The sequence below is a fragment of the Deinococcus aquatilis DSM 23025 genome, assembly GCF_000378445.1.
GTDB classification, from domain to species: domain Bacteria; phylum Deinococcota; class Deinococci; order Deinococcales; family Deinococcaceae; genus Deinococcus; species Deinococcus aquatilis.
In genome coordinates this window covers 59,204-73,649 of record NZ_KB899714.1, presented here as the reverse complement: position 1 = coordinate 73,649, position 14,446 = coordinate 59,204, and the positions used below count along the sequence as shown (strand labels likewise).

Annotated in this window: 12 protein-coding genes; 5 read left to right on the top strand and 7 right to left on the bottom strand. The window is 62.9% G+C overall.

Annotated elements, in window-relative coordinates; all coding sequences use genetic code 11:
* Positions 1-11: 11 nt before the first annotated feature.
* Together F561_RS0112500 and F561_RS0112495 are read right to left on the bottom strand one after the other, a co-directional pair.
* Positions 12-2,066, bottom strand: a complete 2,055-nt coding sequence (locus F561_RS0112500) for a hypothetical protein (RefSeq protein ID WP_157451831.1) — start codon at positions 2,064-2,066, stop codon at positions 12-14.
* A gap of 639 nt (positions 2,067-2,705) precedes the next feature.
* Positions 2,706-3,161: a hypothetical protein gene (locus F561_RS0112495; RefSeq protein WP_019010309.1), complete on the bottom strand. Its 456-nt coding sequence runs from the start codon at positions 3,159-3,161 to the stop codon at positions 2,706-2,708.
* A gap of 124 nt (positions 3,162-3,285) precedes the next feature.
* On the opposite strand from F561_RS0112495, the gene F561_RS0112490 reads away from it, so the two are divergent.
* The 5 genes from F561_RS0112490 to F561_RS0112470 all read left to right on the top strand — a co-directional run bounded on the left by F561_RS0112490 (position 3,286) and on the right by F561_RS0112470 (position 9,536).
* A complete protein-coding gene (locus F561_RS0112490) occupies positions 3,286-6,789 on the top strand; it encodes a class I SAM-dependent DNA methyltransferase (RefSeq protein WP_019010308.1) in 3,504 nt (1,167 codons plus the stop codon).
* Positions 6,790-6,834: 45 nt separating this feature from the next.
* Complete coding sequence (locus F561_RS25420; RefSeq protein WP_019010307.1) at positions 6,835-7,095, top strand: AbrB/MazE/SpoVT family DNA-binding domain-containing protein; 261 nt, start codon at positions 6,835-6,837, stop codon at positions 7,093-7,095.
* Positions 7,095-7,511: a type II toxin-antitoxin system VapC family toxin gene (locus tag F561_RS0112480; RefSeq protein WP_157451830.1), complete on the top strand. Its 417-nt coding sequence runs from the start codon at positions 7,095-7,097 to the stop codon at positions 7,509-7,511. The genes F561_RS25420 and F561_RS0112480 overlap by 1 nt, the downstream gene beginning before the upstream one ends.
* A gap of 366 nt (positions 7,512-7,877) precedes the next feature.
* A complete protein-coding gene (locus F561_RS0112475) occupies positions 7,878-8,186 on the top strand; it encodes a hypothetical protein (RefSeq protein WP_019010305.1) in 309 nt (102 codons plus the stop codon).
* Between the two features lie 78 nt (positions 8,187-8,264).
* Positions 8,265-9,536 (top strand): diguanylate cyclase domain-containing protein, encoded by a 1,272-nt coding sequence (locus tag F561_RS0112470; RefSeq protein WP_169389515.1) that lies wholly within the window; start codon positions 8,265-8,267, stop codon positions 9,534-9,536.
* A 6-nt stretch (positions 9,537-9,542) separates the two neighbouring features.
* Here F561_RS0112470 and F561_RS0112465 read toward each other — a convergent pair whose 3' ends face one another.
* From F561_RS0112465 to F561_RS0112440, 5 genes are all read right to left on the bottom strand, one after another.
* Positions 9,543-10,136 (bottom strand): recombinase family protein, encoded by a 594-nt coding sequence (locus F561_RS0112465; RefSeq protein WP_019010304.1) that lies wholly within the window; start codon positions 10,134-10,136, stop codon positions 9,543-9,545.
* Positions 10,137-10,351: 215 nt separating this feature from the next.
* Entirely contained in the window at positions 10,352-10,975 is a 624-nt protein-coding gene (locus F561_RS0112460) for a hypothetical protein (RefSeq protein ID WP_019010303.1), read from the bottom strand.
* 852 nt (positions 10,976-11,827) lie between these two features.
* Positions 11,828-12,829 carry a lipoyl synthase gene (gene lipA / locus F561_RS0112450; RefSeq protein WP_019010302.1) on the bottom strand — a complete coding sequence of 334 codons (1,002 nt, stop codon included), beginning with the start codon at positions 12,827-12,829 and terminating at the stop codon, positions 11,828-11,830.
* Entirely contained in the window at positions 12,826-13,605 is a 780-nt protein-coding gene (gene lipB, locus F561_RS0112445) for a lipoyl(octanoyl) transferase LipB (RefSeq protein WP_019010301.1), read from the bottom strand. The genes lipA and lipB overlap by 4 nt, the downstream gene beginning before the upstream one ends.
* Positions 13,606-13,775: 170 nt before the next feature.
* Positions 13,776-14,273, bottom strand: coding sequence for a hypothetical protein (locus tag F561_RS0112440; RefSeq protein ID WP_019010300.1), 498 nt, complete (start codon positions 14,271-14,273; stop codon positions 13,776-13,778).
* Positions 14,274-14,446: the final 173 nt, after the last annotated feature.

Below are 14,446 nucleotides of genomic sequence, written 5' to 3'. Positions count from 1 at the left end.
TGGCCCCGCTGCTACACGATGCTGCTGCCAGGCAAGCTGCCCGTGCTGAGCCAGACTTTGAATTCTGCCTGCGCCTGCTCCTTCTTGAGGGGATCCCGCACGTAGATCGTCTGCCCACCTTTGCCCTGTCCCATTACTTTTACCTGTTGGTACCCTAGAGTCTCCATCAACTCCCGTTCCATCCGTGAGCCATCCCCTGTGCTGGCTGGCGTGTGGACGACGCTGCCGTACTGCCACTCGTTGGGGGTCAGCAGCGCTAGGCGCAACGGGCTGTCTGGTGGGCGGGTGACCGCCAGACGGTGAAGTTGGGCCTCAACGTCGGCTTTGGTATTGCTTGTTCCTGAGTGGAGGGGCAAGCCCTCCAACAGCTTGCGGGGCAGACCGTTCGGAAAGAGGCTGGAGAGTTCATCGACCAGCAGGCTCATGGCGGCGCGCCAGCGGGCCTTGCTGCTGCTGCGGGTGAAGATCTGAGTTGGCTGATAATCGGATAGCTTCACCCGTGGGAGAAAGGAGCCAAACAAACACCGAGCATCTTCTTTACTCATGGCCAACACCACACTGGGTTTGACGCCGCGCGTCACCGTCTGGCGACCTCGGTGCAGCATCTGAAGCGTCTCGGCCGCCAGCAGATGGGCTGAAAACTGGGTACGGAGTTCGTCGTCTTGAGGAAACAGGGCTGTCATCGTGTAGTCCCGTTGTCGCCGATTGAAGCGGGGCTGGTGCAGGGCGTAGACATTGGAGCCGGTGTGCGCGTTGCTGCCTCGGCCAGCATGCCAGTGACCTGTTGCCGCATCAAGCTCAAGCGTGAGGTGATGGTGGGTCAAAGCTGTCTTCAGAAACCCCGTCCAGTCGCTGTCAGGCGAGGCCAATTTGAGGCTGGTCAGAATGAGGGTGCCGCTTCTGGGGGTGGCTCGGTTCGCCTCTGCACAACGCGTCGCGATCTCTTCAGCGATCTGTGTGCGGTGTTCGATCTGCACCGCCTGACCCTCGCGGTTGTCGTCCAACATCAGCATGGGAGCGCACGCCACCTCTAAGAGTGTGCCTGAATCGAAGGTATGAAGATGGACGGGGCGTCCGGGGAACAGGGCTTGGTAGTACACCTGGTCGGCGTAACCATCGAGGATCACCACCGGAAGATCCAGAGTCATAGGCACGATCAAGTCAAAGCGCAGGCGAGCACCCTTCGTCAGCGTGGCTCCTGACCAATCAAGACCGAAGCGGTGTGGTGGGTTCATTGGGGTGAGATGCGCCAAGCCAGCATCGTGGGCGAACGCTTGGCTGATCGAGGAGGCTTCATTGGACCGGATGCCTGCATCTTGCAGGGCTTCCTTGAAGCGCAGAGTGTCCACGGGTCCTGGGTGCGTGGTATGGAAGGCTGCCCAGAAGGCTGAACCGTGGAGGGTGTGCCCGGCAGCTCGGGTCTTGACTTCCCTGTACTTGCGAGTTTTCAGGCTGTGAAAGGCTTGAGGGGTCGAGGTCACCTCAGCGTCGTAGGCCACTTGGGCCAAGGCGACACTGACGGGGTCACCGCTGGCAGCAAGCACCTTGATCCTGACGCTCGTCTCTTTAGTGGGTGAGCTCAGGAGCAGCCCTCCGAAGGGATCTTCATCAATCACGAGCAGATCAGCGGCGGCCAACCTCTTGGCAAGGTGTGTACCGGGGCCGAACATCTGTTTCAGTCGAGCATGGCTGATGACCTTCACGGCGGGCGTTGTGGGCCACTCAAACTGCCCCTTGTAGGATGCCGGGCTAAGCGATGGATGATCTTGAGCGTAGATGATGTCGACGGTCTGCCCCCGTGCCTTGAAGTCATCATGAGCCTCTTGCCCCAAGCTGTCTGCACCGTTGATGCTCTGTGTGGCCCACAAGATGTGGCGCAGGTGTCCGGATGTCGTCCACGCTGCAATTGTTTCCCGAGTTGTGCGGCTCTTGCCCACTCCAGGTGGGGCAACGATCACGTGCACCTCACCAGGCTGGCGGAGGGCATTGGTGAGGATGGTCTTCAGGGCTGCCTCACTGAAGGGCAGAGACGGAGTTGTCGGCGGAAGAGAAGTGAGTAGGGACAAGGTTAACTCCGCTCAATGCAAAGGGAACGATAGAGAGAAAGGTGTCGGAGCAGGCATGTAGGGATTGAGCACTTGAGGTTGACTTGGATCAGCTTCACCCTGCGCGGCGCGGACGGAGCGTAGCGGAGGCCGCCCCAAGGCTGCAAGAGACCCCCGACGGGGGCGATGTCGAGTGTTCGGGCTTCAGTGCTGTGCTCTCCTGCTAAGTGCTTGGCGCCTGGACGTACAGGCGTCCAGACGCGGTTGGAACGGGGCGGGAGCACAGCGTTTACGGTGCGCGGTGTGTGCGGAGGACGTTCTGACGTGCGGCGCGACCGCTTGAACGTGCGGAGGTGTCACGCGGCCACCGCTGCGCGAAGAGCCTCCGTTGCTTCTGGACGTAAGCGCCCGCGGCGAGGTGCGGTGAACGTCAGCGCGACGCGTCAGGGTGTCACGCGGTCATGGCAGGGCGGCTCGCGTTCCGGCTGCGGGGCGGCAACGACAGCTCTTCCCGTCGAGGGTGACACACGCCGGATGGCGGCGGAGCGAACCTCACTGGCGTGAGGAGGCGTCGTTGCCGTCGGTACTCGTGCAGCACACTGGATGGCGTTGCAAAGAAGGCGACCCAAAGGCCGCCCGGATGTCATCGTGGTGAAGGTATCAGTAGGTGCCGGAGACCTTGGCAACACTTGGGCCAACCTTGGAGTCCGACCCCAGCAGCGTGCCGTCACGGTACAAGCGAACGGTGGCCGAGCCGCCTGCGCCGCAAGTGCTCTGAGCCGTCGCCGCAAAGAGGGTGCCGCGTGCCGCGCTGAACGTCTTATCGTAGTTGCTCACGCTGCTCGACTCGCTGACCCCAGTGTCGGTGGCAACCCCAAAGCTGGCGGGGCAGTTGATGGTGGTGAGGACGACCCGCATCCCGTTCGAGCTGCTGACGGGCGGCTTGGGCTGACTGCACGGGCTGCTGGGCGGATAGGTGTAGCCGGGGTTGCACTGACCCTTGGTGGAGTCAAAGTCTGGGGGCGCAGTGAAGGAGGCACTGTCGGACTGGCGGCCACCGCAGGCCGTGAAGATCAGCGCACTGGCGACGCTGAGCAGAAGAGGTTGGATTCGCACAGGTCACCCTAGCAACATTGTCGGTAGCTTCAGGCTGCAAGTGCGGCCCAACGGGGGTGGTGTGCCCCCGTTGCACGTTTCAGCGCTTGCCTCACTACATACCGTGCAAGACTCAGCGTCACTCATGGATCTTGACGCCTTCATCTCCCGCTGGGCCGCTTCGGGCGGGGCCGAGCGCGCCAACTACGGGCCGTTCCTCAGTGAGCTGTGCCGCGTGCTGGACGTGCCAGAACCTGAGCCGACCCGCCCGAACGACGCCGACAACGCCTACGTGCTGGAGCGCACGGTTTACGAGCCGCATGACGACGGCGCACCCACACCGCGCCGCATCGACCTGTATCGCCGGGCCAGCTTCGTGCTGGAGGCCAAGCAGGGCGTCGAGAAGGAAGCGGCTGAGGAAGAAGCTGTGCGGGCGCAGGTCAAGTCCAAGGTGAAGGCCAAGTCGGCCAAGCTCAAGAAGGGCCACGGCACGCGCGGCACGGCGGGCTGGGACACCTTCATGCGCCGCGCCCGTGAGCAGGCCGAAGGGTACGTGCGCCTCCTGCCCGCCAGCGAAGGTCGCCCGCCGTTCGTGCTGGTGGTGGACGTGGGCCATGTGATCGAGATTTACAGCGAGTTCAGCCGCACCGGGGGCGCGTACCAACCCTTTCCCAGCGTCAAGAGCCACCGCATCTCCCTGGAAGACCTGCGCCGTTCGGAGATTCGCGAGCGCCTGCGGGCGATCTGGTTGAACCCCATGAGCCTTGACCCCAGCCTGCACGCGGCCAAGGTCACGCGCCAGGTGGCAGACACCCTCGCGGCCATCAGCCGGGGGATGGAGGGTCAGCCCGATGCGGCGGGCAAGAAGCTGACTCCGGAGCGCGTGAGTGCCTTCCTGATGCGGATGATCTTCACCTTCTTCGCTGAGGATGTTGGCTTGATCAGCAGCTCAAAGTTTCGCAAGGCGTTGGAGGGCATGCGCGGCCACCCAGAACGCTTCGAGCCTACGGTGGCCGAGCTGTGGGCCAAGATGGCGACCGGTGGGTACAGCGTGGCGCTACAGGAGCAGGTCAAGCACTTCAACGGCGGCCTGTTCGAGAACGTGGAGGTGTTGCCCGTGAGCGCGGCCCAGCTCGAACTGTTCATCACCGCAGCAGGCCATGACTGGAGCCAGGTGGAGCCGAGCATCTTCGGCACGCTGGTGGAGCGCGCACTTGATCCTGCCGAGCGGCATCGCCTGGGCGCGCACTACACGCCGCGGGCCTACGTAGAGCGGTTGGTCAACCAGACCGTGCTGGCTCCGCTGCGCGAGGACTGGCGCGGCGTGCAGGTTGAGGTGCAGAGCACCCTCGACAAGGGAGAGGGCAGCGACGCGGCCCGCCTGAAAGCTCGTGGCGTGGTGGAGCGCTTCCTGGCCGCGCTGCAACAGCAGCGGGTGCTCGACCCGGCCTGTGGCACGGGTAACTTCCTGTACGTCTCGATGGAATTGCTGAAGCGCTTGGAGGCCGAGGTGGTGGAGACGTTGGTGGGTCTGGGCGGCGTCGCGCCCCTGATCGGCATCAGCCCCGAGCAGTTCTTGGGCCTTGAAGTAAATCCGCGTGCGGCGCGAGTAGCCGAGTTGGTGCTATGGATCGGTTACCTCCAGCTTTACGCCCGCGAGCATGGGCAGGCCAGTCCACCGGAGCCGATCCTGAAAGCCTTCAAGAACATCCGTCGCACCGACGCGGTGCTGGCCTCCGACACTCCAAAGCCGCATGTCGGCAAAGACGGGCAGCCCGTGACGCGCTGGGACAGCGTGACCTGCCTGACCGATCCCGTGACCGGGCGAGACGTGCCTGACCCCGCCGCCCGCGTGCAGGACACCCTCTACCCCAAGCCCCGGCAGCCGATCTGGCCCGCAGCTGACTTCATCGTGGGCAACCCGCCGTTCATCGGCAAGGGGGAGGCGATGCGCGAGGCCTTGGGTGACGGCTACGTCGCGGCTTTGCGAGACACCTACAAGTCCGTGCGGGGCAGCCCCGGTGTGCCAGACAGTGCCGACTTCGTCATGTTCTGGTGGCATCGGGCGGCGAGCATCATGGCGAGCCTGCCAAGGCTGCGCCGCTTCGGGTTCGTCACCACCAACTCCATCAAGCAGACCTTCAACCGTCGCGTGATTGAGGCGCACCTGGCCGACAGCGTGAAACGTGCTCATCCACTGAGCCTCGTGTACGCGCTGCCCGATCATCCTTGGGTGGATGAGGCCGACGGCGCGGCGGTGAGGATCGCCATGACCGTGATGGCACGTGGGCAGCGAGACGGTGTGTTGGAGCGGGTGGTAGCTGAAGAAGTAGGGGAGAGCGGCGAGTACCTCGTGAAGACGCTGCAGCAGGCCGGGCGCATCAACGCCGATCTCACGGTGGGTGCAGATGTGACAACGGCTACGGCACTGCAAGCTTTTGAGCGCCTGAGCAGCAACGGCGTGATGCTGGCGGGGTCGGGATTCATCGTGACCCGTGAGCAGGCCGCTGACCTCGGACTGGGCCGCGTTCCCGGCTTGGAGGCGCACATCCGGGAGTACCGCAACGGACGTGACCTCACCTCGCGGCCCCGTGACGTGCTGGTGATTGACCTTGCAGGGTTAGACGAGCCTGAGATACAGGCACGCTACCCAGAGGTCTATCAGCATGTTCGTCTGATGGTGAAGCCGGAGAGAGATGCTAACAGGGAGCCCTATCGGCGCGACAACTGGTGGTTGTTTGGACGCAAGAACACTGACTTGCGAAGCGCTCTTGCGGGCCTCCCCCGATACATCGCTACGGTGGAGACCAGCAAGCACCGCTTCTTCCAGTTCCTCGACGCTCGCATCCTGCCGGACCATAAGGTCGTTAACATCGCCCACGACGATGCCTACGTGCTGGGCGTGCTCAGCAGTCGCTCCCATGTCGTCTGGGCATTCGCGCAGGGCAGCCGCATGGGGGTGGGGAACGATCCCGTCTACGTCAAGTCGCGCTGCCTCGAAACGTTCCCCTTTCCCGTCGCTACCTTCGAGCAGGCTGAGGCCATCCGCAAGGCGGGGCAAGCCCTAGACGACCACCGCCATGCCCGGCTGACCCAGCACCCCTCGCTGACCATGACCGGGATGTACAACGTGCTGGAGCGGCTGCGATCAGGGGAAACGCTGACGCCTGCCGAGCGGATCATCCATGACCAAGGACTCGTCACCATCCTGCGTGGGCTGCATGACACCCTCGACGCGCTCGTCCAGTCGGCCTATGGGTGGGCGGGGGTGCTCACTGATCAAGACGTACTGCTGCGTCTCGCGGCCCTCAACGCAGAGCGGGCGCAGGAAGAACGGCAGGGCCTGATCCGCTACCTACGTCCCGCTTTCCAAGATCCCAAGGGAGCGGCGATGGGCGACCTCGGTATGGCGGTGGTGGCTGCCACGGGGCCAGTGGCGGCGCTGCCGTCCTATCCCACCAAGATGTCCGAACAGGCAGCGGCGGTGCGGCACACGCTTCAAGTCGCCGCACGGCCTCTCACAGCGCAGGAAGTCACCAGCACCTTCAAGGATGCCCGCATCACTACTGTGGACGAAGTGCTGGAAACCTTGGTGAAGTTGGGACTGGTGCGGCAGGTAGGTGAGGAGACGGTGGCCTACGCGGCGTGATCTGGACACCAGACCTTTGGCAAGAAGTGGCCTAAACTGCCAAACATGACCGCGCACTTGGAGATCGATCGCTTTGGTCGGGTGTTGATCCCGAAAGCCCTGCGTGACGCCCTGGCGCTCAAAGCAGGCGAGCAACTGGAGGTGGAACTCGAAGGCGGCGTACTGCACCTGCGCCCCGCCTCGCGCCCGGTGCAGACCGTAGAGCACGCAGGCCGCCTGATCTTGGACGCCTCCGTCCCCATCGTGGGTGACCCCGTTGAGGAGATGCGCGACGCCCGCCTGACTGAGGTACTCGGTTCGTGGTGATGGTGTTCGACACCAGCGCCCTCGTCGCTGCACTCACGCGCGCCCATCCCCGTTTCACTTGGGCCGACGAACAGGTGCAGGCGGCTGAGCGTCCCGCCCTGTGCGTCCACAGCCTCGCAGAGTGCTTCGCGGTAATGACCGCCCACCCGCAGCTGCGCTATCCACCCACGCAAGTCCGCGCCGTGCTGGACAGCCTCACGCAGACGTGGACGGTGTTGCCGCTCCTGCCCGCCGACTACTTCGACGCCATGACCCGCTGCCGTGACCTGGGTCTGCAGGGTGGGGCGATCTACGACACCCTGATCGCGCAGGCGGCGTTGCGGGCGGGAGCGGTGGGGCTGGTCACCCTGAACGCCAAGCACTTCGTGCGCCTCGGTAGCGACGTGCAGCGGCTGGTCGTCGCGCCGCAGGAGTGAAGTCTTGACGTTTAGGTAGGTAGCAAGAAGAAAGGCGACCCGTGGAGGTCGCCTTTGATTTCTTTAACATAGCGCGGTATGCAGCCGGTGTCTAGTCCATACATCGCGTTCTCGGCCCAGTTTTTTTGAGGCGGCGCGGCAGGTGTTTGGAGGGCCGCAGTTCGGGCACGCCCCCCTACTCCCCCGCCCGCCAGTAAAGAGGCGTTGCCCCGCAACGGCTGCTCACAAGGTTGTTAGGACTCCCCCCCACTCCCCCGGGGTCAGGGCGCAGGGATCACCCCTGGCTGCAAGCGCTGCCCCTTCGTTCGTGTTGGCAGGCGAGAGCACAGCCATGAGGGCGCAGACCGCGTCCCAAAGGAGATCCACATGCTCGTCCCAGACCCGACCTACACGTTCGCCCACGTCGCCCCGCCCGCCAGCTACGAACTTGGCTCCAGTGCCCACGCCCTCTTGCTGGTCACTGGAGAGCATGACACCCGCGAGGAACTCGTCTGGGTGCAGGTGGTCGAGTGCCTGCAAGACTCCACGCACCGCGCCCAAGTGCTTTGGGCCACCTCCAGTTTCCCGGAGCTACCCGCGGGCCAGATCGTCCACTTCCGTCCTGAGCACGTCCTGCAAGTTCGGTTGCCCAATGGGCACTGTCTAACAGGGGTGAGCGGTGCGATGTTGGCATAAGGCATGTCGACGCCCCCCTTCTCTAAAGGCTTCTGCCAGCTCAACAGGAGCGGCTCTCAGTCGTACACTGAGGTCGCTATGCTCTCTCCGAACGGCTCGGTGCAGGACTGGGCCGAGCAGGAGCTGGCGGCCTTGCTCCCCTGGCTGGCCCGGGGGCTCCGCGGCGCTGTGGTGCTGTGGCGTCCGCTGCCCAGCGATCGAGCAGTGCTGGCCTCCCACTTCCCGGTGATGACCCCAAAACTGCTCTCCTTTGCCCAACACGTGGCAGAGCTGGAACCTGGGGTTGTGCTGGTGGCCCCTCACCTGCCGCTCCTATACGGCACATCTTTGGTGGACATCAGCGGCGCCGTTCATGGCGCGCTGTGCGTGTGCTTTCCGACCGAGCAGCACGCTGTAAGTTCGGCGGTGCGGGATGTGGCCGCCCTGCTCGCCATGACCCTCCAGCGACAACAGACCCAGATCCAGTTGCAGAGCATGCTCGACGGGTTACACGAGGGCGTGGTGTTGTTCGACCACCACATGCAGCTGCAACGCTTCAACCGCCGGGCCGCGCAGCTCCTCGGCCACCCTAGTGACAGGATGAGTCAGCAAGACTTCTTCTCCTTCGGCCTGAAGGCTTCCGGTCCAGATGGGCAGCCGCTCCCGGTCGACCGCCTGCCGCTCCAGATGGCCCTGCAGACCGGACAACCCCAACTCAACGTGATCCTGAGTGTCCCCCTCCCCAATGGAGAGGAGCGGTGGCTGCGAGTGAATGCCAGCCCAGCTTGGCCTAGAGGGGTAGTGGCATCGCTTGCAGACGTCACGGAACGGGTGCGGCGTCAGCAAGCGATGCAGCAGGCTCTGGAGCATGACCCACTCACAGGGCTGCCCAACCGGGTACTCTTCGAAATGAAACTTCAAGAGGCGCTGGATCGCCTGAGGGCGGGCGGTCCAAGTGTTGCGGTCGGATTCATGGATCTCGACGGCTTCAAGGCGGTCAACGATACCTTCGGACATGCGGCGGGGGACACCCTGCTGCGCCAAGTCACCCGGCGGTTGACACAGGTGGTGGGCCCCCGAGATGTGATCGCGCGTCTGGCCGGAGACGAGTTCACGGTGCTGTGGCGGGGGGTCTCAGATCCACTCCAAGCTGTCGCCTTGGGCCAGCAGTTGGTACAGGCTTGTGAACCACCTTTCCGGCTCCCCGAGGGAGAAGCCACCATCACCTGTAGTGTGGGCATCCGGATGGTGACTGGCGCCGACCTCGACGTCCAAGCGGTCTTGCGATCGGCCGACTTCGCGATGTATCAGGCTAAGCGGCGAGGCAAGAATCAGTGCATCCTGGCTGATCTGGATGGACACCTTGTATGAGACGACTCAGCGTGTCTGCGCCATCAGTCGCGTCACGGTTGAGGGATGCACCCCAAACAGCCGAGCGGCTTCGGCCATCGAGTACCGCTCTTCCTGCACGCTCCGGATTAGTTCTTCTCGCTGGCGAGCAGTGAGCTTTGGACGGCGGCCACCGACGCGCCCTTCGGCACGGGCTGCCTCAAGTCCAGCGCGAGTACGCTCGCGGATCATCTCGCGCTCGAACTCGGCGAATGCCCCGATCATCTGAAGCATCATTCGGCCCGCAGGTGTGGTGGTATCGATCGCTTCGGTCAGACTGCGGAAGCCAACTTCAAGTGTGCTGAGTCGGTCCATCAGGTGCAGCAAGTCTTTGAGACTGCGGCTCAGACGGTCAAGTTTCCAGACCACCACCACGTCACCAGGCCGCAGTTGGTCCAGCATCCGATGCAGTTCAGGGCGTTCCCAGCGGCTGCCTGTGGCCTGCTCTTCGTAAATGCGCTCGGCACCCGCTTGCGTGAGCGCTTGCACTTGGACGGTGGTGTCCTGGTCTCGTTCGCGGCTGACTCGGGCGTAGCCGATCAGCATGCTATGGCCTTGCGGAAAGGTGTTGTCATTGATCATCAGTGTGCAACACGTTTGCGCAACAGGGAAGAGGCGTCTGGCACACGACCCTCAGATCGTTGCGTAGACGGCCGTTTGCGCACCATGTCAAGGGTTCGACCTCGTGTACCAGAGAACGTCAGCGGTTATGTTGAAACATGACTTCGCTGGAAGGCTGTTCCGTTCAACTTTGGGAAGCAGCTGGTGGATGTGCGGCGACAGCTAAGAGCCGAGCATCAAGACGACTGCAGGATCAGTCGCCGCACTGTGTCCTCCCAGGCGGCTTGTGAGGTTGGTAAGGGTAGACCGTTGCGCGCTGCTAACCAGGAGATAACCGTGTCTGCTTGCCACAGATGTCCCAGCTTCTCGCAGCCATACTCGTAACGTCCATCCAGCGACTGCAGCCAGCTGGACTCCCGTTCGGCGGCCTGTAACATGAGCAGCAAACGCTGGTTGTCCAGCTTGTCCTTCAAGGGTGAGTCATCGAACAACCACATCTGAGCATCGCGCATCAATGCGCACAGCACGCCCCAGGGCTGACTGAGGATCTCGGCATAGATGTTAGTTTGATGGACTACGAAGGCGTCAAACGCGTCGTCATCCAGAATGTCCATCGCCTTAGAAACCAACAGGTTGAACAGCTCAGGCAATACCGAAGCCATGTGGAAGCCGGGTGTGAAGCCGCGCGGAGTCATCACCACTGGTACGCTAGAGCGGCCACTTTCCGGAGAAGCAATGGGCAGGAACACGTCTAGGGGGCGCTGGCCCTTAACGATGCGGCGCAAGAGCGGTTTGATGCGCTTGTCCACATCGAAACTGTCTTCGCCATATAGGAAGCTGGGCAGAGGGGGGTTGGTCATGGCAGTGGGATCAGGTTACGCGCCGGGATGACACGCGTGACCTCGGAAACCAGCAGATAGATCAAAAGCGCAGTGCCCGTTAACCCCGTTGCCTTAGCCGCTGCGCGCGCTAGATCGTTGTCGAGCAGGCCCCCACTCGACTGCCGAGACGAGGCAGAGTTGGCGTGCCAGAGCTGTGAATCCCGTCTTGTGGGCTGGAGTGCTGGAGCACACGAGAAGTGGTCGTCGTCTCCCGAGACCGCTCGAAAGTCGGAGAGAGGCTGACCAGCACGCAGTTTGGAGCAAAGGCACTCTGGCAGTGGTCGTGTGCTCCAGTGCCCTCTTGCGCCCGGTGGGAAACTGGTTTATGCTGTCTGGGACGAGGTTTTAGCTCAGTTGGTTAGAGCGCACGCCTGATAAGCGTGAGGTCCCCAGTTCAAGTCTGGGCATCCGCACCAAGAGAAACCCTGCCGAGCGCGGAGTTTTTTATTGTTTTTCCTATGGCCTGCTGTGCGGCTGAAAAGTTTGTAGAAATTGTGGCCTTACGCAGCCTGTGTTGCGTATGGACTGAAGCGAGATGGAGTTGCCAACGGTGGGTTTCTGGTTGCGGGGCAACTCATTTTCTCGCCATGCAACAGCAGAATGCCGGAGCTTGTGCACGCTCCGGCATTCTGTATTTTTGTTCCTTCATTCGGACTTGCTCTGATTCCCGCACATCCGGGAGAGCGCCAGATGTTCAGCAAACGCCGTTAGCCCTCGTCGTGAATGGACTCACCTGAGCAAGCCATTCCTCCCGTACTTTTTGTCACTCGCTTTGCTTCGCAGCTTTGCAAGTCTGCTCGAATGATTCTTACGAATCGTCGGCATTCGGCATCAGATCAGGCTCAGTTGCTCTCCGCCTTCCAGGTGGGCCAGATGGTCGGGCAGATTTCCGGGTCTGTCCATCACGATCTGCTCGGCCTTGTAGCTGCTGCGAACCAGTGGCCCCGACACGATTTCCAGAAAGCCCAGTTTCATGCCTTCCTCGCGGATGTCGTCGAATTCGGCGGGCGACACGTAGCGCACCACGGGCAGATGGTGCATGGTGGGGCGCAGATATTGTCCGAAAGTCAGCACGTCCACCCCGGCGGCGCGGCAATCGCGCATGGCCTCGCTGATCTCCTCGCGGGTTTCGCCCAGCCCCAGCATGATGCTGGTTTTGGTGATCACGTCGGGGCGGGCCTGCTTGGCGTGGGCCAACACCGCCAGCGTCTGATCGTAGCTGGCCCGAATATCGCGCACGGGGTGGGTCAGGCGGCGTACCGTTTCGATGTTCTGGGCGTAGGTGTCCACGCCGCTTTCCAGCACCAGGTCCACGCAGTGGGTGTTGCCGCCAAAGTCGGGCGTGAGGGCTTCCACGCGGGTTTCCGGGTTCACGCGCTTGATGGCCTGCACGGTCTTGGCAAAGTGATACGCGCCGCCGTCGGGCAGGTCGTCGCGGTCAACGCTGGTCAGCACCACGTATTTCAGACCCATCAGGCGCACGCTGTCGGCCACTCCGGCGGGTTCGTCCAGATCCAGCTTGCCCATCGGGTTGCCCGTATCCACGGCGCAGAAGCGGCAGGCGCGGGTGCAGATATGGCCCATCAGCATGAAGGTGGCCGTGCCCCGGCTCCAGCATTCACCGATGTTGGGGCACATCGCTTCCTCGCAAACCGTGTGCAGGCGGTGTTCTTTCACAATTTTCCGCACTTCCCCGAACACCTGCCCGGTGGGTATCGTCACCTTCAGCCAGTCGGGTTTCTTGTCGCGCACCGGCACGCTGTCTTTGCGGTAGATGCCGTTTTTGATGAATTTGGGTTCGGGGGTCGCGGGCGTGGCAGGTTCTTGGGTCATGCGGTGGCTCCCTGTAAGGATGGGGTAGATGGGGTTAAGGAACTTGCCACGTCGGGCAGCGTCCAGTCGTAGTGGGCAAAGGTGGTGTGGAAGGCGGCGATCAGGGCGGCTTTGGCCTCGGCAACGCTGGCCGTGCGTTCCATGCCGCGCAGGTCGTATTCACGCTGCACGCTGGTCATGTGGGTGCCGCTCAGTCCACACGGCACGATCAGGTCAAAGTGTTGCAGGTTGGTGGTCACGTTCAGGCCCAGCCCGTGCAGCGCCACATTCTTTTGCACCGCCACCCCAAACGAACAGATTTTTTGCTCGTAGGTCAGGCCGTTCACGTCTCGCGGACTGACGTACACGCCCGCGTAGCCGGGATTGGGGCGGGCATCGGGGAGGCCCAGAGTGTTCAGAGCGTGCAGCGTGGAGGCTTCCAGCAGGCGCAAAAAATCCGCGACCCGCCGCCCCACCGGGAAAATTGCATACGCCACCAGTTGGCCGGGGCCGTGGTAGGTCACGTCGCCGCCGCGCTCCACTTCCAGCACTTCTATGCCCTGCGCGGCCAGATATTCCCGCGTCACCACGATGTTGCTGCCCTCCCGCGCCTTGCGGCCCAGCGTCAGCACAGGCGGATGCTCCAGCAGCAGCAGAGCCGGACGCCCGCCCGCCGCCACCCGCGCATGGTGCGCTTTTTGCAGGTCCCACGCTTCCCGGTAAGGCACCACGCCCAGATCAAGCACGTCAAACGCGCCCGCTTCAGCAGCTTCAAATTCACCCGGTAAGGCTTTCACACCCGGAATTGTACGCCCGCGCCGCCTCTGCCCAAGGTGTCAAGGGGCGGCATTTGGGGGCAGATTCACCACTTTGGATGGTCAAACGGGGCGTGTGTGGTGGTAAGCACGGGCAAAAGGCCCTGTGGCGGATGTCCAGCCCCGCCGGACAGCGTGATATGGAATCCGTCTTATTGCCGCTGCTGTAAGGCAGACCGCGCCACCTGATCCTCTGTGCGGTCTTGCTCCAGCGCAATGCCGAAGGCGCTGATTTTTCCGGCCCTGTCGAAACCGATGGTCAAGGCCCATACCAGCTTGGGGGCTTTCTGGAACGCGGCGCTGCGGATGTAGTAGGTCACGCCCGCCCGCGTCAGGGTTCGTTCGCGCACCAGTTCCTGTTCCGCGCCGTACTCGCGCACGCCCGTTTCGCGGAATTGCCGGAAGCCCGCCAGTGTGCCCCACTGCCCACGCACATCGGCAGAAAAGGCGTTCCAGAGGTTGTCCAGTTTGACCGCGTAGAATTCTTTCATCAGGGTGCGCCCGCGTGTCAGGGCCACTTTTTCGGCGGTGGCCTCGGCAGCGCTGGGGGTAGCAGCGGCAGCAGGCGGCGTTTTTTGGGCGTGGGCGGGCGCGGCGACCGTCAAACCCAGCAGGAATGCTCCAACAGCCAGCGGGCGAATGGGATTCATGGCCCAGCGTAAGCGCCAGCGGGCAGCGGGCCTGTCAGCGGAGTGACGATTTGGGGTCATCAATCGTTTATGCCCGCAAGCCTGATGGTCTGCCACCTGCTGTACTTCGCACCCGTAGTGCTGCGCCGCAGAGCCTTGAAGATCAGATTGAAAAGTAGAAACAGTGGGCTTTC

Bases quoted from the DNA above. Each gene is read 5' to 3' on its own strand.
- F561_RS0112465 (WP_019010304.1), bottom strand. From the start codon at position 10,136: ATGATCAATGACAACACCTTTCCGCAAGGCCATAGCATGCTGATCGGC.
- F561_RS0112475 (WP_019010305.1), top strand. From the start codon at position 7,878: ATGCTCGTCCCAGACCCGACCTACACGTTCGCCCACGTCGCCCCGCCC.
- F561_RS25420 (WP_019010307.1), top strand. From the start codon at position 6,835: ATGACCGCGCACTTGGAGATCGATCGCTTTGGTCGGGTGTTGATCCCG.
- F561_RS0112460 (WP_019010303.1), bottom strand. From the start codon at position 10,975: ATGACCAACCCCCCTCTGCCCAGCTTCCTATATGGCGAAGACAGTTTC.
- F561_RS0112490 (WP_019010308.1), top strand. From the start codon at position 3,286: ATGGATCTTGACGCCTTCATCTCCCGCTGGGCCGCTTCGGGCGGGGCC.
- F561_RS0112480 (WP_157451830.1), top strand. From the start codon at position 7,095: ATGGTGTTCGACACCAGCGCCCTCGTCGCTGCACTCACGCGCGCCCAT.
- lipA (WP_019010302.1), bottom strand. From the start codon at position 12,829: ATGACCCAAGAACCTGCCACGCCCGCGACCCCCGAACCCAAATTCATC.
- F561_RS0112440 (WP_019010300.1), bottom strand. From the start codon at position 14,273: ATGAATCCCATTCGCCCGCTGGCTGTTGGAGCATTCCTGCTGGGTTTG.
- F561_RS0112470 (WP_169389515.1), top strand. From the start codon at position 8,265: ATGCTCTCTCCGAACGGCTCGGTGCAGGACTGGGCCGAGCAGGAGCTG.